21 protein-coding genes are annotated in these 18005 nt (G+C 72.0%); 11 read left to right on the top strand and 10 right to left on the bottom strand.

Annotated elements, in window-relative coordinates; translation table 11 throughout:
• Positions 1 to 26: 26 nt before the first annotated feature.
• Genes ACGF3C_RS31850 through rfbB form a run of 6 tightly spaced genes read right to left on the bottom strand, consistent with a single transcriptional unit; the run spans position 27 to position 5306 of the window.
• Positions 27 to 1055 (bottom strand): glycosyltransferase family 2 protein, encoded by a 1029-nt coding sequence (locus ACGF3C_RS31850; protein WP_393227423.1) that lies wholly within the window; start codon positions 1053 to 1055, stop codon positions 27 to 29.
• Entirely contained in the window at positions 1052 to 2362 is a 1311-nt protein-coding gene (locus tag ACGF3C_RS31845) for a lipopolysaccharide biosynthesis protein (RefSeq protein WP_393227421.1), read from the bottom strand. Before ACGF3C_RS31845 ends, ACGF3C_RS31850 begins: the two co-directional genes overlap by 4 nt.
• Entirely contained in the window at positions 2359 to 3060 is a 702-nt protein-coding gene (locus ACGF3C_RS31840; RefSeq protein ID WP_357230864.1) for a glycosyltransferase family 2 protein, read from the bottom strand. Before ACGF3C_RS31840 ends, ACGF3C_RS31845 begins: the two co-directional genes overlap by 4 nt.
• Positions 3053 to 3424 carry a DUF2304 domain-containing protein gene (locus ACGF3C_RS31835; RefSeq protein ID WP_112587313.1) on the bottom strand — a complete coding sequence of 124 codons (372 nt, stop codon included), beginning with the start codon at positions 3422 to 3424 and terminating at the stop codon, positions 3053 to 3055. Before ACGF3C_RS31835 ends, ACGF3C_RS31840 begins: the two co-directional genes overlap by 8 nt.
• Positions 3421 to 4308: a dTDP-4-dehydrorhamnose reductase gene (rfbD, locus tag ACGF3C_RS31830; protein ID WP_393227418.1), complete on the bottom strand. Its 888-nt coding sequence runs from the start codon at positions 4306 to 4308 to the stop codon at positions 3421 to 3423. Before rfbD ends, ACGF3C_RS31835 begins: the two co-directional genes overlap by 4 nt.
• Positions 4305 to 5306, bottom strand: a complete 1002-nt coding sequence (gene rfbB, locus ACGF3C_RS31825; protein ID WP_357230858.1) for a dTDP-glucose 4,6-dehydratase — start codon at positions 5304 to 5306, stop codon at positions 4305 to 4307. Before rfbB ends, rfbD begins: the two co-directional genes overlap by 4 nt.
• A gap of 85 nt (positions 5307 to 5391) precedes the next feature.
• Here rfbB and rfbA point away from each other — a divergent pair, with 85 nt between their 5' ends.
• From rfbA to ACGF3C_RS31805, 4 genes are all read left to right on the top strand, one after another.
• Positions 5392 to 6282, top strand: a complete 891-nt coding sequence (gene rfbA, locus ACGF3C_RS31820) for a glucose-1-phosphate thymidylyltransferase RfbA (RefSeq protein ID WP_355007955.1) — start codon at positions 5392 to 5394, stop codon at positions 6280 to 6282.
• The gene (gene rfbC / locus ACGF3C_RS31815) at positions 6279 to 6902 is read left to right on the top strand and encodes a dTDP-4-dehydrorhamnose 3,5-epimerase (RefSeq protein WP_357230855.1); all 624 of its coding nucleotides are present in this window, start codon (positions 6279 to 6281) and stop codon (positions 6900 to 6902) included. The genes rfbA and rfbC overlap by 4 nt, the downstream gene beginning before the upstream one ends.
• A gap of 68 nt (positions 6903 to 6970) precedes the next feature.
• Entirely contained in the window at positions 6971 to 8329 is a 1359-nt protein-coding gene (pafA, locus tag ACGF3C_RS31810; RefSeq protein WP_393227415.1) for a Pup--protein ligase, read from the top strand.
• Between the two features lie 79 nt (positions 8330 to 8408).
• Positions 8409 to 8603: a hypothetical protein gene (locus tag ACGF3C_RS31805; RefSeq protein ID WP_357235662.1), complete on the top strand. Its 195-nt coding sequence runs from the start codon at positions 8409 to 8411 to the stop codon at positions 8601 to 8603.
• 89 nt (positions 8604 to 8692) lie between these two features.
• Here ACGF3C_RS31805 and ACGF3C_RS31800 read toward each other — a convergent pair whose 3' ends face one another.
• Both ACGF3C_RS31800 and ACGF3C_RS31795 read right to left on the bottom strand, forming a co-directional pair.
• Positions 8693 to 9778 (bottom strand): DUF3866 family protein, encoded by a 1086-nt coding sequence (locus tag ACGF3C_RS31800; RefSeq protein ID WP_357235665.1) that lies wholly within the window; start codon positions 9776 to 9778, stop codon positions 8693 to 8695.
• Positions 9779 to 9827: 49 nt separating this feature from the next.
• A complete protein-coding gene (locus ACGF3C_RS31795; RefSeq protein ID WP_357235459.1) occupies positions 9828 to 10832 on the bottom strand; it encodes a cation diffusion facilitator family transporter in 1005 nt (334 codons plus the stop codon).
• Between the two features lie 117 nt (positions 10833 to 10949).
• Here ACGF3C_RS31795 and ACGF3C_RS31790 point away from each other — a divergent pair, with 117 nt between their 5' ends.
• The 6 genes from ACGF3C_RS31790 to ACGF3C_RS31765 all read left to right on the top strand — a co-directional run bounded on the left by ACGF3C_RS31790 (position 10950) and on the right by ACGF3C_RS31765 (position 15799).
• Positions 10950 to 11948: a helix-turn-helix transcriptional regulator gene (locus ACGF3C_RS31790; protein ID WP_393227412.1), complete on the top strand. Its 999-nt coding sequence runs from the start codon at positions 10950 to 10952 to the stop codon at positions 11946 to 11948.
• Positions 11945 to 12994, top strand: coding sequence for a helix-turn-helix transcriptional regulator (locus ACGF3C_RS31785; protein WP_393227411.1), 1050 nt, complete (start codon positions 11945 to 11947; stop codon positions 12992 to 12994). The genes ACGF3C_RS31790 and ACGF3C_RS31785 overlap by 4 nt, the downstream gene beginning before the upstream one ends.
• Positions 12995 to 13004: 10 nt before the next feature.
• Positions 13005 to 13250 carry a hypothetical protein gene (locus ACGF3C_RS31780; RefSeq protein ID WP_357223225.1) on the top strand — a complete coding sequence of 82 codons (246 nt, stop codon included), beginning with the start codon at positions 13005 to 13007 and terminating at the stop codon, positions 13248 to 13250.
• Between the two features lie 159 nt (positions 13251 to 13409).
• Complete coding sequence (gene tatA / locus ACGF3C_RS31775) at positions 13410 to 13724, top strand: Sec-independent protein translocase subunit TatA (protein WP_124855346.1); 315 nt, start codon at positions 13410 to 13412, stop codon at positions 13722 to 13724.
• An 18-nt stretch (positions 13725 to 13742) separates the two neighbouring features.
• A complete protein-coding gene (gene tatC / locus ACGF3C_RS31770; protein WP_357223228.1) occupies positions 13743 to 14693 on the top strand; it encodes a twin-arginine translocase subunit TatC in 951 nt (316 codons plus the stop codon).
• A gap of 233 nt (positions 14694 to 14926) precedes the next feature.
• On the top strand, positions 14927 to 15799 hold the full coding sequence (locus ACGF3C_RS31765; RefSeq protein WP_357223266.1) for a diacylglycerol kinase family protein: 873 nt from the start codon (positions 14927 to 14929) through the stop codon (positions 15797 to 15799).
• On the opposite strand, the gene ACGF3C_RS31760 is transcribed toward ACGF3C_RS31765, so the two are convergent.
• On the bottom strand, positions 15762 to 16679 hold the full coding sequence (locus ACGF3C_RS31760) for a DMT family transporter (protein WP_393227409.1): 918 nt from the start codon (positions 16677 to 16679) through the stop codon (positions 15762 to 15764). The genes ACGF3C_RS31765 and ACGF3C_RS31760 overlap by 38 nt on opposite strands.
• 134 nt (positions 16680 to 16813) lie before the next feature.
• Here ACGF3C_RS31760 and ACGF3C_RS31755 point away from each other — a divergent pair, with 134 nt between their 5' ends.
• Positions 16814 to 17110: a hypothetical protein gene (locus ACGF3C_RS31755; protein ID WP_393227407.1), complete on the top strand. Its 297-nt coding sequence runs from the start codon at positions 16814 to 16816 to the stop codon at positions 17108 to 17110.
• A 95-nt stretch (positions 17111 to 17205) separates the two neighbouring features.
• Here the strand turns inward: ACGF3C_RS31755 and ACGF3C_RS31750 are convergent, their stop codons facing one another.
• Positions 17206 to 17964 (bottom strand): HAD family hydrolase, encoded by a 759-nt coding sequence (locus tag ACGF3C_RS31750; protein ID WP_393227405.1) that lies wholly within the window; start codon positions 17962 to 17964, stop codon positions 17206 to 17208.
• Positions 17965 to 18005 lie beyond the last annotated feature (41 nt).

Here is an 18005-nt window from a genome sequence, read left to right as displayed (position 1 = left end):
CCCGTGTTCGGGACCGGCACCAGCGGTCATCCTCGGCGCAGCAGGGGCCGGGCCAGGGCCCAGTAACCGCCGGCGACGGCGTTGAACGCTCCCAGGCCAGGTGTGGTCGGCACACCGGAGGGCGTGACCCGACCGGTCATCAGCTTCGCGATGACCCCGTCCGGCACCCGGCGTTCAGCCTGTAGCTGCCGTCGACGGCCGCGAACCCAGTCGCGGTTGCGCCACAACCAGCCCCAACCCCGCAGCTTCTGCCGGGACCAGCCGCCGGCGACCGCGGCGGTGAGCATGGCGGCCTCGGTGAGCAGCAGCGCCGGGGCGAGCACCACGAGTGTCCGCGCCTCGTAGGCGGTGAGCAGGGTGACCAGTCGGTTCCGCTCGACCAGGTAGAGCTTCAGGGCGTTGCGGGAGAACTCGTAGTGGTGGCGCACGACGGCGTCCGGCACGTACTCCAGTCGTAGTCCGCGCTGCCACAGTCGCAGGCTGAGTTCGGTGTCCTCGTGGTAGGCGAAGTATTCGGCGGCGAAGCCGTCGAGTTCGCGCCAGAGCTGCCGGCTGATCACGAAGCAGCAGCCGCTGAGGGAGGGAACGACCCGCCGCTCGGCGTGGTTGCTGGCCGGTTCGCCGTTGCCGCCGGCCCAGGAGAGGCCGGTGAAGTGCAGTGGGTTACCGCTGGTGTTGATCAGCTCGGGGGTGTCGGCCAACCGGATGGACGCCATGGCCGCGCCTACGCCCGCTTCGGCGGCCACGGCGGTGGTCTTGGCCAGGGCGTCGGGTGCGACGACGGCATCGGAGTTGACGAACGCGAGCCAGTCACCGGTGGCTTCGGCGGCGCCGACCCGGCAGCCGCCGGAGTAGCCGGTGTTCTCCTCCGGTCGGATCACCCGTACCCCGGGCAGGCCCTTGACGATGTCGATGCCGTCGCCGGTGCAGCCGTTGTCGACGACGATGAGGTCGACCTCGACGTCGGTGCTGGCCAGCACCGCCTGGGCGGCGTCGACGAGGTAGGGCTCCGGGCCGTAGGCGAGCATGACGGCGCTCACCCGGGGTCGGGTCATCGGATGCCTCCGGATGCGGCAGGGGCAACGGCCTCGGCGAGCGGCCGGGCGGGGGTGGTGGGTCGGCTGAAGCCGCCGCGCAGCAGCATCGCCATGGTGGCGGCCACGATGACGGAGCCGATGGTGTACGCCAGTTCGACTCGCAGGGTGACCGGAGCCGGGATCAGCGTCACGGCGATCAGGGCGGCGACGCCGGCGGTCCAGGCGAGGGCCTGGGCGCGGTGCCGGTCGAGGGCGAGCAGGGCCTGACCGAGCACCATCGCCCACAGGTAGGCGAGCGTGGCGGCCGCCAGCCAGGCGAAGTCGCCGTGGCCGAGAACGCCGGGTGCGTCGAAGAGGGTGCCGACCAACCATGGGCCGAGCAGCACGGCGCCGAGGGCGCCGGTGAGACCGAGCGCGGTGACGATGCCGAGCGCCCGGCGCAGCAGGCTGTGGAAGCCGGCCTGGTCGCCGGTGGTGGCGGTGGTGGCCAGGCCGGGCAGCAGTGACGCCTGTAGGGAGCCGAAGACGAACAGGGGGATGCGGACCAGCACGAGGGCGGAGAGCAGTGCGCCGGCGGCTGCCGCGTCGGAGGGGGAGAGCAGCTGTACGTTGATCACCCCGATGTTCACCACGACCTGGGAGAGCAGGCTGGAGGCGGTGAGCAGGCCGAGGCCGCGTAGCAGCGTGGCCCAGCCGACCGGCGGGCCTCCGCCGATGGCGCGCAGCACCGGCGGCAGGGTGAGTAGGACGCTGACCAGGGGGGCGGCGACGAGCACGAGCCCGTACCAGACGGGCGACGTCACTCCGGCGAGCCCGAGCAGGGCCACCATGATGATCCGCAGGCCGCCGTCGATCCCGAGTTGAGCGCCGTACCAGGGGAACAGCTGCAGGCCGGAGAGGACGCCACGGGTGGCGTAGGCGACGGCCATCGCGGCGAGTGCGCCGATCAGCACGGTGACCAGGTTGCCGTCACCGGCGAAGAGCTTGTCGGCGAGCGGCTGACGGCCGATGGTGACGGCCAACACCAGTACCGCGAGCATCACGGCGGCGACGGTGACGCCGCGGGCCAGCACCGGGCCGGGCGGCAGCCCCTGGCTGTGTCGGGCGGCGACGACCCGGGCGACCTCCTGCTCGATCGGCATGAACACGCCGATGCCGAGGGTGAACACGATCGACCAGAGCACCGACAGGGACGAATAGTCGGCCTGGCTGAGGCTGTGGCCGGCGACGGCGAGGTGAACGTAGGAGGCGAGCCCGAGAAGGGCCAGCCCGGCACCGACAGCGACGGTGCCGGGCGGGACCAGGCTCAGTAGCCGTCGGATCACCGGCGGATGAGCGCCAGCGTGAGAACGGCGAACGCGCGGCCGAGGTAGACCATCGCCTTGGCGGGGGAGTGGCTGGGCGTGCCCGCCATCCGCTTGCGCATGGCGACCGGCACCTGGCGGATGCGGAAGCCGCGGCGAGCGGTGTGCACCAGGGTCTCCACCGTGTCGCCGAGGTATTCGGCCGGGTACCAGCCGGCGAACATCTCGATGACCCGCCGGTTGGCGGCCCGGAAACCGGAGGTGGTGTCGGTGAGCTTGGTGCGGGCGACCCGGGACAGCACGGCGGAGAGCATGACCATCGCCCAGCGGCGGGGGCCGCGGACGTTGTAGTCGCCCTCACCGGCGAAGCGGGCGCCGATGACGAGGTCGTTGTCTTCGAGCAGGTCGACGAGCTTCGGCACGTACCGGGGGTCGTGCTGGCCGTCGGCGTCGATCTGGATGGCGACGTCGTAGTCGTGGTCACGGGCGTAGCGGTAGCCGAGGCGCATGGCCCCACCGACGCCGAGGTTGTACGGCAGTTTGGCGACCAGGGCACCGGCGGCGGCGGCGACGGCGGCGGTGCGATCGGTGGAGCCGTCGTCGACGACGAGCACGTCGACGCCGGGCAGTTCGCCGCGGACCTCGCCGACGACGTCGGCGATCGAGCCCGACTCGTTGAGAGCCGGGATGATGATCAATGTGCGCTTGCCGTTAACCATCGGTCGACACCAGTTCGTCTCGGGCTGCCCGGTCCGCGTCGATCTCGGCGCGGAGCAGGGCGAAGTCTTCGGCCAGGGTGCGGGTCTCTTCTTCCAGGGCGCTGACCTCCCAGCTCAGGTGCACGCACACCAACAGCAGGAAGACGATGCCGAGGAAGAGCACCAGACTGACACCGGAGGCGACGCCGAGGAGTTCGGCGACGTTGTCGAGCAGCCGGGGGAAAAGGGACAGCGGAATCACAATGATCAGTACGGCGAGCCAGAGCATGCCGTACTTCTCGCGCAGCTGACGGCGGCGCAACAGCTCGACGATGGTGCCGAGGAGCAGCAGGCCGGTCAGGCCGGTGACGAGGGTGAGCTTCATGCGACCTTCCACGGGGCGGGTGGAGCGGGGGAGTGGAACGCGTCAACCAGGGCGCTGTGCCAGTCTGGAAGCGGGGGTAGACCCACGGCTGCCCAGCGGTTGTGCCCTAGCACACTGTACGCAGGCCGTGGTGCGGGACGTGGATACCGGTCGCTGGTGGTGGGTCGGATCCGGTCCGGGTCCAGTCCGGCCAGCGTGAACGCGGCGCGCGCCAACCCGTACCAGGTCGTCTGCCCGGCGCAGGTGCCGTGGTAGACGCCGGGCGGCGCCTGACCGGCCAGCGCCGCGTCGGCGAGCGCGACGAGCCGTTCGGCGAGCGCGTACGACCAGGTGGGTTGGCCGTGTTGGTCGTCGACCACGTCGAGGTGTTCGTGCTGGGTGGCGAGTCGGAGCATGGTGGCCACGAAGTTCGGGCCGTGCGCGCCGTAGAGCCAGGCGGTGCGTACGACGTACCCGGTGTCGGGCAGCAGCCGCGCGACGGCCTGTTCGCCGACCAGTTTGCTGCGGCCGTAGGCGTTGACCGGCGCGATGGGCGCGTCCTCCGGGTACGGGGTGTCCGCGTTGCCGGCGAGGACGTAGTCGGTGGAGATCTGGATCAGCCGTGTCCCGTCGGTGGCGCATGCCGCGGCCAGGTTGGCCACGGCGTGGCCGTTGACGGCCGTCGCCGCGGCCTCGTCGGCCTCGGCGGCGTCGACGTTGGTCCACGCGCCGGTGTTGATCACCAGGTCGTGCCCGGCGACGGCGGTGCGGACCGCAGCGGGGTCGGTGATGTCGAGGTCGGCGCGGGTGGCGGCGGTCACCTTGAGGTCGGGTCGTGCACCCAGCACGGCGACCAGGTCCCGGCCGAGCATCCCGCCCGCGCCGGTGACGAGGAGTCGGGTCATGCGGTCGGCGCGGACTTGAGGGGTTCCCACCAGTTGCGGTTGTCCCGGTACCAGCGGACGGTGTCGGCGAGGCCCTGGTCGAGCGTGATGCTGGGGTGGTAGCCGAGCTCTTCGCTGATCTTGGTGATGTCGAGGGAGTACCGGCGGTCGTGGCCCTTGCGGTCGGTGACCGGGACGACCCGGTCCCACCCGGCGCCGCAGGCGTCCAGGAGCAGGCCGGTGAGTTCCTTGTTGGTCAACTCGGTGCCGCCGCCGATGTTGTAGACCTCACCGGCACGGCCCTTCTGCTGGACGAGGGCGATGCCCCGGCAGTGGTCGTGCACGTGCAGCCAGTCACGGATGTTGCCGCCGTCGCCGTAGAGGGGGACGGTGCCACCGTCGAGCAGGTTGGTGACGAACAGCGGGATGACCTTCTCGGGGAACTGGTACGGGCCGTAGTTGTTGGAGCAGCGGGTGACGACCACGTCCATGCCGTGGGTGCGGTGGTACGACAGCGCGAGCAGGTCGGAGCCGGCCTTGGACGCCGAGTACGGCGAGTTGGGGGCGAGTGGCCAGGTCTCGGTCCAGGAGCCCTCGTCGATCGAGCCGTAGACCTCGTCGGTGGAGACGTGCACGAATCGTCTGGTGCCGTGGCGCAGCGCCGCGTCGAGCAGCGTCTGGGTGCCCAGCACGTTGGTGGTGACGAACGGCGCGGCGCCCGCGATGGAACGGTCGACGTGTGACTCGGCGGCGAAGTGCACGATCACGTCGTGCTCGGCCACCGCCTCGTCGACAACCACCGGGTCGCAGATGTCGCCCTGCACGAAACGCAGTCGCGGGTCGTCGCGGACGGGCTCGAGGTTGGCCAGGTTGCCCGAGTAGGTCAGTTTGTCCAGCACGGTCACGACGGCCGGCTCGAGCGTCGGCACGCTCTCCGCGCTGCCGAGGGGCTTGCCCAGCAGCAGGCGAACGTACTCCGACCCGATGAATCCGGCTCCGCCGGTGACGAGGATCCTCACGGGTCCGGAAGTATACGCGACGGGCGGGGCGGCGCCCGGTGTGTGACCCCCGCACGACGTGCCCGGGTGCGGCTAGGCTTCCCCGATGCGCGGAATCCTACTTGCCGGCGGCACCGGGTCCCGGCTCTGGCCGATCACCCGGGCGGTCTCGAAGCAGCTGATGCCGGTCTTCGACAAGCCGATGATCTATTACCCGCTCTCCACCCTGGTGATGGCCGGGGTCCGGGAGATCCTGGTGATCACGACTCCGGACGATCAGGACCAGTTCCGTCGGCTGCTCGGCGACGGCAGCCAGTTCGGGCTGCGGCTGGAGTACGTCAGTCAGGAGCGCCCGGAGGGCATCGCGCAGGCGTTCATCCTCGGCGCGGACTTCATCGGCGCCGAGTCGGTGGCGTTGGTCCTCGGCGACAACATCTTTCACGGCGTGGGTCTGGGCGGGCAGCTCGCGGACCACAGTGACCTGGTCGGCGGGCGGGTCTTCGCCTATCAGGTGGCAAACCCGCAGGAGTACGGCGTGGTCGACTTCGACGCCGATGGTCGGGTGCTCTCGATCGAGGAGAAGCCGGCCCGGCCGAAGTCCCGCTACGCGGTTCCCGGCCTCTACTTCTACGACAACCGGGTGGTGGACATCGCCCGCAAGCTCACCCCGAGCGCCCGCGGCGAACTGGAGATCACGGCGGTCAACGAGGTGTACCGGGAGACCGGGGAGCTGGCGGTGACGGTGCTGGATCGGGGCACCGCCTGGCTGGACACCGGCACGTTCAGCTCGATGATGCAGGCCGCCGAGTTCGTCCGGGTGGTCGAGGAGCGGCAGGGTCTCAAGATCGGTTGCATCGAGGAGGTCGCCTGGCGGGCCGGCCTGATCGACGACGCGCAGCTGCGCGCGCTGGCCGAGCCGCTGACCAAGAGCGGCTACGGCACCTACCTGCTCGGTCTGCTCAGCGATCAGGCCGGCAACGACGGGGGTTCCTGGTGAAGATCCGGGAGCTGAGCATCGAGGGCGCCTGGGAGATCATCCCCCAGCAGCACGGTGACCCGCGCGGCATGTTCATGGAGTGGTACCGCTTCGACAGGCTCGCCGAGGTGGTGGGGCATCCGCTCCGGCTGGCCCAGGCCAACCTGTCGGTCTCCGCGCGCGGCGTGGTGCGCGGCGTCCACTTCGCCGACGTCCCGCCCGGGCAGGCCAAGTACGTGACGTGCGTGCGGGGCGCTGTCCTCGACGTGGTCGTGGACCTGCGGGTCGGCTCGCCGACCTTCGGTCGTTGGGAGGGCGTCCGGCTGGACGACACCGACCGTCGGGCGGTCTACCTCAGCGAAGGTCTGGGGCACGGGTTCTGCGCGTTGACCGACGACGCGACGTTGAGCTACCTCTGCTCGACCACCTACAACCCGACCGGCGAGCACGCCGTGCACCCGCTGGACGAGGAGTTGGGCATCGAGTGGCCCGCCGATGTCCCGTTGCTGTCCGCGCGCGACGACGCGGCGCCGACTCTGGCGCAGGTCCGCGAGCGGGGTCTGCTTCCGGAGTACGACAGCTGCCGGCGGTTCGTGGCGAGCCTCGGTCCGGACGGAATGTCGCACTCAACCGGTATGTGACCGCGCTCGGGGCACGACCTGTGGTCTGACAGTGACGAACCGGGCCTCCGGGCGGCTAATGTCACACCATGGAGCGGCGAATCTTCGGCCTCGAGACCGAGTACGGCGTCACCTGTACCTATCGCGGGCAGCGGCGGCTGTCCCCGGACGAGGTCGCGCGGTATCTGTTCCGTCGCGTGGTGTCCTGGGGCCGGTCGAGCAATGTCTTCCTACGCAATGGGGCCCGGCTCTACCTGGACGTCGGGTCGCATCCGGAGTACGCGACACCGGAGTGCGACTCGGTGACCGATCTCGTCGCCCACGACCGGGCCGGCGAGCGGATCCTGGAGGGCCTGCTCGTCGACGCGGAGAAGCGGCTGCACGACGAGGGCATCGCGGGTGAGATCTACCTGTTCAAGAACAACACCGATTCGGCCGGCAACTCGTACGGCTGCCACGAGAACTACCTGGTCTCCCGACACGGCGAGTTCGGCCGGCTCGCCGACGTGCTCATCCCGTTCCTGGTCACCCGGCAGTTGATCTGCGGGGCCGGCAAGGTGCTGCAAACCCCACGCGGTGCGGTCTACTGCCTCTCGCAGCGGGCCGAGCACATCTGGGAGGGCGTCTCCTCGGCGACCACCCGCAGCCGTCCGATCATCAACACCCGCGACGAGCCGCACGCTGACGCCGAGCGCTACCGGCGGCTGCACGTGATCGTCGGCGACTCCAACATGAACGAGGTCACCACGCTGCTCAAGGTCGGCACCGCCGACATCGTGCTGCGGATGATCGAGGCCGGGGTGGTGATGCGCGACCTGTCCCTGGAGAACCCGATCCGGGCCATCCGGGAGGTGTCGCACGACATCACCGGCCGGCGCAAGGTGCGGTTGGCCAACGGCAAGGAGGTCAGCGCCCTGGACGTCCAGCAGGAATACCTCGCCAAGGCCACCGAGTTCGTCGAGCGACGCGGCGGCGACCAGGCCGCCAAGCGGGTCGTCGAGCTGTGGGGCCGGGTGCTCAACGCGGTGGAGACCGGCGACCTGGAGCCGGTCTCCCGGGAGATCGACTGGGTCAGCAAGTTGCGGCTGATCGAGCGCTACCAGCGCAAGCACGACCTGCCGCTGTCGCACCCCCGGGTGGCGCAGATGGATCTGGCCTACCACGACGTGCGCCGCGGCCGGGGCCTCTACGGGCTCCTGGAGCGCCGCGGCGACGTCGACCGGGTGGCCACCGACCCGGAGATCTTCGAGGCCAAGGAGACCCCGCCGCAGACCACCCGGGCCCGGCTGCGGGGCGAGTTCATCCGGCACGCCCAGGAGAAGCGCCGGGACTTCACCGTCGACTGGGTGCATCTGAAGCTCAACGACCAGGCGCAGCGCACAGTGCTCTGCAAGGACCCGTTCCGGGCGTACGACGAGCGGGTGGAGCGGCTGATCGCCAGCATGTGACCGGTTGCCGGCCCCGTCGACGCGCTGCGTCGACGGGGCCGGTCAGCCCGGCGCACCGAGCGGTTAAGCTGAGCGCGCCATGACGACTTCTGGACCTTCCGACCGCTCCGAGCGCGGCACCGAGCGGCAGAACTGGATCGAACGCCGGCGGGAGAAGATCCGCGCCGAGGTCGACCGTAACCGGCGCGGTGACTACACAGTGCCGACGTGGGTGCTGGCCCTGGCGCTGGCGCTCATCGTGGGCGGCTGGCTAGCCCTGATCTTCCTGGCCTGACCCGGACGCACCCTCAAGTCTGATCAAGAGGTTTGCGTCAAGCCGAGCCCGGTTTCTGACGTAAATCTCTTGACCAACTCGGGGTTGGGTCAGGGGAGCAGGGTTGCTGCGTGGCGGCCGGCGGCGGCTGCTGCCAGGAAGTAGGCGTGGTCGGCGTCGAGGCCCCGCCCCATCGTCGACAGCGGCACCGCGCTGGCCCGCAGCGCGGCGTCCAGACCGTCGGTGAGCACCCGGACGATCCGGTGCCGGGTCGCCAGGGGCGCCAGCGCCGCGTCCACCTCGGCGGCAAGGGCCGGGTCCAGGTCGTCGGGCACCACCAGCTCCGCCGCGGCGAGCGCCACCCGGCCGTACGCGGTGAGGCTGTGGTGTGACACGCCCCGGTGTCGGGGGCGGAGGTCGGCGTCGGAGATGCGCAACGAGCCGACCGGCTTCCCGCCCAGCGTGGCGATCGCGTTGACCGCCTCGCCGACGGCGACGCCGGAGAAGCCCCACCGGGTGCCGGTGCCCAGGTTGCCGGGCCCCTGGGCCACGATCGCCACGTCCGCGTCGAGCACGTGGCGGGCGGCGAGCAGACCACCGTGCAGGGTGGTGGCCTCCAGGTCGCCACCGAACGCCTGCCCGACGGTGATCGTGCCAACCAACTCGCCCCGCAGCCCGGCGAGGGTACGGGAGAACCAGGCGGGCAGCGCCCCACCGTCGGTGAGCAGGTACGCCACCCGCGCCTGCGGGGCGTCGGCCCGGATGCCGGCCAGGATCGCCGGGAGCGCCGAGTGCAGGTCGGCGGTGACCACGGGCAGCCCGCCCAGGTCGTCCGCGTCGGCCAGCACGTCGCGGTGCGGGGAGGCCTCCTCGTCGACGCCGAGGAGGATCGGCTGCAACGGCGTGTAGCGGGCCTTGACCAGATGCCCGGCGTCGCGGGTGTCGGCGACCTCCGGCGGGTCCGGCGGCAGTCGGTCGGGCAGGGCGACCACCAGGGCGTACCCGCCGGTGCCCAGCCCCATCAGCAGCGCGCCCGCGTTGAGCAGCACCCGGTCGCCGGGCTGGGGCGTGCCGACCAGCTCCGGGTAGGCCAGCGCGCGCATCCGCGTGCCGTCGGGCAGGTCGACGTCCAGCTCCACCGCCCCGGTCCACTGCCGTCGCAGCGTCGCCACCGTCCCCGTACGCCATCGCACCATGACGGGCACGCTAGCCGCGCGGGCGTGGCGGCCCGCGCCCGGGTGCGGGTCAGATCGGCTCGGGGCCGCCGGCGTCCGGGCTCGGCCCGGCCTGGGTGTGCCGGGCGGTGCCGGTGGCGCCCGGCATCGAACGGGTCGGGTCGAGGAAGACGAAGCGGATCTCCGGGTACCGGTTGGTGAGCCGCCGCTCGGCCTCGTCGGCGCTGGCCTCGATCTGCGCGCCGGTGGCCTCGTCGCGGAAGTCGACCTTCGCGGCGACCAGGATGTCCTGCGGGCCGAGCTGCATGGTCAACAGGGTGTCGATGCGTTCCACCTCGGGCAGCCCGGCCAGATCCTGCTCGATCTCGTGACGCAGCCGCTCCGGGACGGCCCGGCCGACCAGCAGCGACAGGTTGTTGCTGGCGAGGATCCCGGCGACGGTCAGCAGCAGGAGCCCGATCAGGATCGACGCGACGCCGTCCCACACCTCGTCGCCGGTGGCGTGCGACAGACCGACGCCGAGCCCGGCCAGCATCAGACCGATCAGGGCCGCGCTGTCCTCCAGGAAGACCGCCTTGACTGTGGTGTCGGCGGTCAACCGCAGGAACCGCCGAGGCGTGGTCCGCCAGCGCCGCGATTCGCGGCGGACCTGCCGCACGGCCCGGGCCAGGGAGATCGACTCGATGACGAACGACACCCCGAGCACGATGTACGAGATCAGGTAGTCGCCGCTGTGCTTGTGCACCAGGATCGTGGTGACGCCGTGGGTGACGGCGAAACCGGCACCGGCGACGAACGTGAACATGGCGGCGAAGAACGCCCAGACGTAGCTTTCCTTGCCGTACCCGAAGGGGTGTCGCTGGTCGGCCGGGCGGGCGCCGCGGCGCAGCGCCTGGAAGAGCAGCACCTCGGTGGTGGTGTCGGCGATCGAGTGCGCCGCCTCGGAGAGCATCGCGGCTGATCCGGAGATCAGCCCGGCGATCAGCTTGGCGACCGCGATGGCGAGGTTGGCCGCACCGGCGACGACGACGGTGCCGACGCTCTCGCTCTCGGGTCTGGCCTCCGCTTGCGACATGAGGATCACCCTATGACCGCTGACGGCGACGCGCCGGGGGAGGCCCGATCCGAACAAGTGTGCGGCACGCCCGCGCGGGTGCGCGGTGTGGGCGGGTCGGCTGCTAGCGTCTACCGCGTGTCGCGGACCCGCACCGAACGCCTGGTCAACCTGGTGATCTGCCTGCTGTCCACGCGACGGTTCCTGACCGCCGCGCAGATCGCCGCGACCGTGCCCGGTTACGAGCACGATCCGGACGACGCGCGCGACCACGAGGCGTTCCAACGCAAGTTCGAGCGGGACAAGGCCGAGCTGCGCGAGCTGGGCGTCCCACTGGAGACCGGCACGGCGAGCGCCTTCGACGCCGAGCCCGGCTACCGGATCGCCCACCGCGAATACGCGCTGCCCGACATCCTCCTCGAACCGGACGAGGCCGCCGCCGTCGGCATCGCCGCCCGGCTGTGGCAGCACGCCGGGTTGGCCGCCGCCGCGTCGTCGGGGCTGGCCAAGCTGCGCGCCGCCGGGGTGGACGTGGACCCGCAGGCGACCCTCGGCCTGGAGCCGATGGTCACTGTCGACCCGGCGTTCGCGCCGCTGACCGCCGCCGCCCGGGACCGCCGCGAGGTGGGGTTCGACTACCGGGTGCCCGATCGCGACGCTCCCACGCGGCGACGGTTGCAACCGTGGGGCGTGGTCTGCTGGCGCGGCCGGTGGTATGTGGTCGGCCACGACCAGGACCGGGAGGCGACCCGCTGCTTTCGGCTGTCCCGGGTCGTCGGCGCGGTCCGGGTGACCGGCGCGCCCGGCGCGTACGAGCCGCGGGCCAACGTCGACCTGATCAGCCACGTGGCCCGCTGGTCGGGTCCGGCGGAGCGCACCGGTCGGGCCACCGTGCTGGCCGCGCCCGGGCGGGCCGCCGGGCTGCGCCGTTGGGCGGTGGAGGTGACCGCCGGGCCGGACGGCGACTGGCTGGTCCTGCCGTACGCCGAACCCGACGGGCTGGCCGGTCATCTCGTCGGCTACGGCCCGGACGTGCGGGTCATCGACCCACCGGAGGTCCGCGAGGCGGTCATCCAACGACTCAAGGAGATCGCCGTGCGCCACGACGAGCTGGCCGTCGGCGGAGGTGCCCGGTGACCCGCCCGGCCGCCCGCAACGGCTCCCGCGCGTCCGCCGACCGCCTGGCCCGACTGCTCAACCTGGTGCCCTACCTGCTGGCCCGGCCCGGCATCGAGATCGCCGAGGCGGCCGGTGACCTGGGCGTCACCGAGCGTCAGCTCCGGGAGGATCTGGAGCTGCTCTGGGTGTGCGGGCTCCCCGGGTACGGCCCCGGTGACCTGATCGACATGGCGTTCGACGGTGACCGGGTGACCATCACCTACGACGCCGGCATCGACCGGCCGTTACGACTGACCCCCGACGAGGCCCTGGCCCTCGTGGTGGCGCTGCGCATGCTGGCCGAGACGCCCGGGGTGGCCAACCGGGAGGCCGTCGAACGGGCCCTCGCCAAGATCGAGGCCGCGGGCGACCTGGTGGGCGCGCCGGTGGCGGTCCGGTTGCCCGGGGACGCCCCGCGGGTCGAGGCGCTGCGCGCCGCCGTGGAGAGCGGCAGGGCCCTGCGGATCACCTACTACACGGCCGCCCGGGACGAGACCACCGAGCGGGTCATCGACCCGCTGCGGATGCTGATGGTCGGCGGGCGGGCGTACGTGGAGGCGTGGTGTCGGCGCGCGGAGGCCGTCCGGCTGTTCCGCGCGGACCGGATCGACGCGGTCACCGAGCTGGACGAGCCGGCCACGGTGCCGCCGCAGGCCGTCCCGCACGACCTCACCGAGGGCGTGTTCCGCCCCTCGGCCGACCTACCGTTGATCACCCTGCGCATCGGTCGGGGCGAACGGTGGATCACCGAGTACTACCCGTGCGAGCGGGTGGAGGCCGGCGACGGCGACCAGTGGCTCGTCTCCCTGCGGGTCACCGACCTGGGGTGGGCCCGCCGTTTCGTGCTGGGCCTCGGCCCGGAGGCGACAGTGGTCGCCCCGGTGGAGTTGGCCGAGCAGGTGCGGGCGACGGCGGCCGCCGCGCTGGACGCGTACGCCGTGCCCGCGGCCGTGCCCCGGCTGCCCGAGGTCGACCCGGAGCGCGCGCCGTCGGGTGACCCGGCGGTGGCCGGCCGCACCCAGTAGGCTGACCGCCGTGCTGATCTGGATCGTGCTCGCGGTGGTGCTGCTACCCCTCGTGGTGCTCGCGTTGGCCGTGCGCCCGGTGCTGTCCCGGTTGCCCCGGCTGCGCCGCGCCGCCGTGGCGTTGCAGCGGCGCGCCGCCGAGGCCGAGGCGCTGCGGGACACCGCCGAGTCGCTGCAACAGCGTGCCGAGGACGTCCAACGCCGGCTCGACACCACGTCCCAGCGACTCGCCGTGATCAAGGCCAAGCGCGGCTGATCGGGTACGCGCCCGGCGATGGTTGACGGATCATCGCGGGTTGGTCAAGACTTCACCCTCCCGCCCAGACCACCACCACCCAGCGGGTGGCGGGCAGCCGATCCGCACGTACGATGGGCTGCGTACCACCCCCCGGACACAGAGCGACTGGAGCTTCTCATGGGTGCCCTCAAGCCGTGGCACATCGCTGTTCTCGTGGTTGTGCTGATCCTGCTCTTCGGTGCGAAGCGGCTCCCCGACGCGGCCCGTTCGCTGGGTCGGTCGCTGCGGATCATCAAGGCCGAGACCAAGAGCCTGCAGGATGACGACCGCGACCTCGCCGAGAAGGCCGACGCGCAGGCCGGCTACCAGCCGCTGCCGCCGCACGCCGGGCAGCAGGCGCCGTACGCTGGCCAGCCGCAGCAGGCCCCGTACCAGCAGGCCCCGCCGCAGCAGCCGGTCGTCGACCCGGTGCACCGCGTCCGCGACAACTGACCGAAGGGCCCCACTCCCGTGGCCTTCGCACTGCGTAAACGCGGCCCGAGCCCGTTCGAACGGGCCGCCGACGGCTCGATGACGCTCATCGAGCACGTTCGTGAGCTGCGCAACCGTCTGTTCCGCGCGTCCGTGGCGATCCTCATCGGGTTCGGCTTCGGTTTCTGGTTGGCCAAGCCGGTGCTGCACCTGCTCCAGCAGCCCTACTGTGACCTGCCGCAGGCCCGATATGTCGACGGCAAGTGCGAGTTCGTGCAGCTCGGCCCGGCCGACCTGTTCCTGCTCAACCTGAAGGTCGCGCTCTGGGTCGGGTTGATCGTGGCCGCGCCGATCTGGCTGTACCAGCTCTGGGCGTTCATCGCGCCGGGCCTGCACCGGCACGAGCGGCGCTACGCGTACTTCTTCACCGCCCTCGCCGCGCCGCTGTTCGCGGCCGGTGCGGTGCTGGCGTACTTCGTCACGGCCAAGGGCCTGGAGTTCCTGCTCAGCATCTCGGACAGCGAGATCAGCACGACCTTGGAGATCACCAAGTACATCTCCTTCGTCACCAACCTGATCCTGTTGTTCGGCGTGGCCTTCGAGTTCCCGCTCGTCGTGCTGATGCTCAACTTCGTGGGCATCGCCAGCGCGAAGCGGTTGCTCAGCTGGTGGCGCGTGGCGATCTTCGTGTTCTTCGCGTTCTCCGCCGTGGTCACCCCGACGCCGGACCCGTTCGGGATGACGGCCCTGGCGATCTGCCTCTCCGCTCTCTACTTCGGTGCGGTGGGCGTCGCCTTCCTCAACGACAAGCGGCGTGGGCGCGGCAAGGAGATCTACGCCGGCATCGACGACGACGAGGTGTCGCCGTTGGAGTTCGACGCGGACCCGGTCGTGGCCGGGCAGCGGGTCGACTCGGCAGCGCCGATCGGCGAACCTGAGCCGATCGCCAAACCGGCGCCGATCGAACGCCGCTACGACGACATGACCTGACGGCTTCGCGCCGACCGGTCCACCGACGCCGTCCCCGTGTCTCGGGGGCGGCGTCGTCGCGTCACCTCCCGCGCCCGCGGCGGAACTGTTGGTGACGGCACCTGCCCCTGGTGAACGGCGGGTGTCCGACCGGTACGGTGCTGCCCGTGACCGCAGACGACCACCTGCCCGGCCCGGTCGCCGGCGAACCCGTCGACCGCGCCCCGCTCGCCGGTGGGCCGGTGGCCGTGCTCATGAACCCGTCCGCCGGTCGGGGACGGTACAGCGCACTGCTACCCCGGTTGTTGGACGGGCTGGCCGACGCGGGTCGGCCGCTTCGCTTGTTGTCGGCGTCCAGCCCGGGCGAGGCGGAGGCGGCATGCCGTCAGGCGGTCGGGGACGGCGCGGGTGCGCTGGTGGCGGTCGGTGGCGACGGCACCGTGCACCGGGCGTTGCAGGCGGTCGCCGGGACCGACGTGCCGTTCGGCCCGATCCCGGCCGGCACCGGCAACGACTTCGCCCTGGACACCGGCTTTCCGGCCGACCCTCTCGCTGCGGCGGCGGTGATCGCCGAGGCGGTACGCGACGGCCGCAGTCAACCGTTCGACCTGGCCCGGATGGTGGGAGTCGACGGCGTCGAGCGCTGGTACGGGGCGGTCCTCGCGGCCGGGTTCGACGCGATCGTCAACGAGCGGGCCAACCGGATGCGCTGGCCCCGCGGCCCGCGCCGATACGACCTGGCGATCCTGGTCGAGCTGGCCCGGCTGCGCCCACGCCGCTACACGCTGCGCCTCGACGGGGTGCCGCACGACCTGGACGCGGTGCTCGTGGCGGTGGGCAACTGCCCCACGTACGGCGGTGGCATGCGGATCTGCCCCGACGCGGACCCGACCGACGGGCTGCTCGACGTGGTGGTGGCGGGTCGGGTCAACCGGCGCACCCTGATCCGGGTGAAGCCGCGCATCTACCAGGGCACCCACATCAGTCATCCGCTGGTGCGCAGCTTCCGGGCCCGCACCGTGGAGTTGGCGGCCGAGGGCATCACGTCGTACGCCGACGGGGAACGCTCCCTGGAGTTGCCGGTGACGATCAGCGCGGTTCCGGGCGCCGTGCGGCTGCTGCGTTGACCCGTACCGCGCCGATGCTGGCGGCGATCACCAGCACGATGGCGGTGCACTCCAGCACTGTCAACTCCTGCCGCAGCACCAGCCAGCCGGCGAGGGTGGCGACGGCCGGGCCGAGGCTCATCAGCACGGCGAAGGTGGCGGTGGGCATCCGCCGCAGCGCCATCAGCTCCAGGGTGTAGGGCAGCCCGGAGGCGAGCACGGCGAGGGCGGCGCCGAGGGCCAGCACCCGCGGGTCGAGCAGCGCCGCGCCGCCGTCGACGATGCCCAGCGGCAGGGTGACCAGCGCGGCGACGGTCAGCGCCAGGGCCAGCCCGTCCGCGCCGGGAAAGCGGCCGCCGACCCGGGCGCTCAGTACGATGTACGCGGCCCACATGGCGCCCGCGCCGAACGCGAAGGCCACCCCGACCGGGTTCAGCCTGTCGAAGCCGCCCTGCCCGAGCAGCGCCACCCCGGCCAGCGCGAGCCCCGCCCAGCCCCAGCTGGCCAGTCGGCGGGCGGAGAACACCGACAGCGCGAGGGGGCCGAGCACCTCGAGCGTCACCGCCGGGCCGAGCGGGATGCGTTCGATGGCCTGGTAGAACAGCGAGTTCATGCCGGCCAGCGCCAGCCCGAACGCGCCGGCCGCCAGCCAGGCCGACCGGTCGTGTCCGCGCAGGCGGGGCCGGCACACGACGAGCAGCAGCACCGCCGCGATGGTCAGCCGCAGGGTCACCGCACCGGCCACCCCGGTACGCGGGAAGAGCAACGCGGCCACGGCGGCGCCGAACTGCACCGACAGGGCCCCACCGAGCACCAGCCCCACCGCGACGACGCCACCGCCGCGGGCTGGTGGCGTTTCTGCCGGTGCCGGCGTGGGCAGCAGGATCTCGGTCACGGGCACGACGGTAGGCCGTCCGCCCTGGCCAACCTGCGGCGGCATCCACCCGCCGACACGGCGGCATCCACCCGCCGACACGGCGGTGGTGTTCGCCGACACGGTGCTACCGGCGTACGGTCCCTGGTATGACGGGTGCGATGCGGAAACTATCGATCTCTGTGCCGCCGGACGTGGCTGAGCGCCTGGAGCGGGAGTCCAACGCCAGCGCCTACATCACCCAGGCTGTCCGCGACCGCATGCGGCTGGACGCCCTGGACGCGGAGCTGGCCCACCAGGGCATCCCGATCACCGAGCAGGGTGTGGCCGAGGCTCGCGCCCGCCGGGCGGCCGTGGAGGCCGACTGGTCGCCGGAGCGCCGCAGCGCCCTTCGTGAGCGGGCCCGCCAGCACGCGCTGGATACCGCCGCCGCGACGATCGAGCAGCCGGCCGCGTGAGCCCCGACGCTTCGATCCTCACCGGGGAGGCCCGGTACGGCGATGGCCAGCTACCGGTGATTCACATTCCCGACTGACGGCACACACACCGTCGGTCAGCCGGGCAGTGCGAGGTCGAGCACCGCGCCCAGCCCGTTCTCCCGGCCCGGCTCGGCTGCCGGGAGCACCAGCGCCGAGCAGCCGGCGGCCACCGCGCCCGCGTCCGCCGGGGTGTCACCGACCATCAGGGTCTGCTCCGGGTCGACGCCCAGCATGCCGCAGGCACGCCAGAAGATCGCCGGGTCGGGTTTGCAGCGCCCCACCTCGTACGAGAGCACGAACGCGCCGACCAGGTCGGTCAGCCCCCAGGCGTCGAAGTGTGGCCGCAGGTCGAAGCCGATGTTGCTGACCACCGCCACCGGCACCCCGGCGTCGCGTAACGCGGTCAGCGTGGGGGCGGTGTCGGCGTACGGCAGCCAGCCCTCGGTGGTCAGCAGCCGCTCGTAGAGCGCGTCGGCGAAGCCGTCGATGCCGGCGTCGACGGTCTCGGCCAGGCCGGTGTACGCGCCCCGGTGGGCGTGTTGGTAGAGGTCCCGGTCGGCCCACAGTTCGGCGAGTCGGGGCGGCACCCGTACCGGCAGTGGCCCGCCGGCGCGACCGGCGGTGAGCAGTCGGTCGGCCAGCGAGGTGGCGCGGACGCGGTCCAGTGTGACGCCGCACGCCGCCGCGGCCTCCGACACCCACCGCTGGGGGTCCTCCACCTGGGCCAGGGTGCCGTGGAAGTCGAAGAGCACCGCCTTGACAGGGCGTCGGGACGCCCGGCGCTCGGTGGTGCCCGGCGGACTGGTCTGGGGCGGTTCGGCATGGTCCGGCACGCCGTGCACCCTACCGACCGCCCCCGACCGCGCCTCCGGAC

This window comes from Micromonospora sp. NPDC047762, assembly GCF_043204655.1.
Classification (GTDB): domain Bacteria; phylum Actinomycetota; class Actinomycetes; order Mycobacteriales; family Micromonosporaceae; genus Micromonospora.
This window is presented reverse-complemented; position numbering and strand designations above follow the sequence as displayed.

Excerpts from the sequence above, each read along its gene's own strand:
- rfbA (WP_355007955.1), top strand. The coding sequence starts at position 5,392 with ATGCGCGGAATCCTACTTGCCGGCGGCACCGGGTCCCGGCTCTGGCCG.
- ACGF3C_RS31795 (WP_357235459.1), bottom strand. The coding sequence starts at position 10,832 with ATGTCGCAAGCGGAGGCCAGACCCGAGAGCGAGAGCGTCGGCACCGTC.
- ACGF3C_RS31805 (WP_357235662.1), top strand. The coding sequence starts at position 8,409 with ATGACGACTTCTGGACCTTCCGACCGCTCCGAGCGCGGCACCGAGCGG.
- ACGF3C_RS31840 (WP_357230864.1), bottom strand. The coding sequence starts at position 3,060 with ATGGTTAACGGCAAGCGCACATTGATCATCATCCCGGCTCTCAACGAG.
- ACGF3C_RS31835 (WP_112587313.1), bottom strand. The coding sequence starts at position 3,424 with ATGAAGCTCACCCTCGTCACCGGCCTGACCGGCCTGCTGCTCCTCGGC.
- ACGF3C_RS31765 (WP_357223266.1), top strand. The coding sequence starts at position 14,927 with ATGAACCCGTCCGCCGGTCGGGGACGGTACAGCGCACTGCTACCCCGG.
- pafA (WP_393227415.1), top strand. The coding sequence starts at position 6,971 with ATGGAGCGGCGAATCTTCGGCCTCGAGACCGAGTACGGCGTCACCTGT.
- ACGF3C_RS31850 (WP_393227423.1), bottom strand. The coding sequence starts at position 1,055 with ATGACCCGACCCCGGGTGAGCGCCGTCATGCTCGCCTACGGCCCGGAG.
- ACGF3C_RS31755 (WP_393227407.1), top strand. The coding sequence starts at position 16,814 with ATGCGGAAACTATCGATCTCTGTGCCGCCGGACGTGGCTGAGCGCCTG.
- tatA (WP_124855346.1), top strand. The coding sequence starts at position 13,410 with ATGGGTGCCCTCAAGCCGTGGCACATCGCTGTTCTCGTGGTTGTGCTG.
- ACGF3C_RS31800 (WP_357235665.1), bottom strand. The coding sequence starts at position 9,778 with ATGGTGCGATGGCGTACGGGGACGGTGGCGACGCTGCGACGGCAGTGG.
- rfbD (WP_393227418.1), bottom strand. The coding sequence starts at position 4,308 with ATGACCCGACTCCTCGTCACCGGCGCGGGCGGGATGCTCGGCCGGGAC.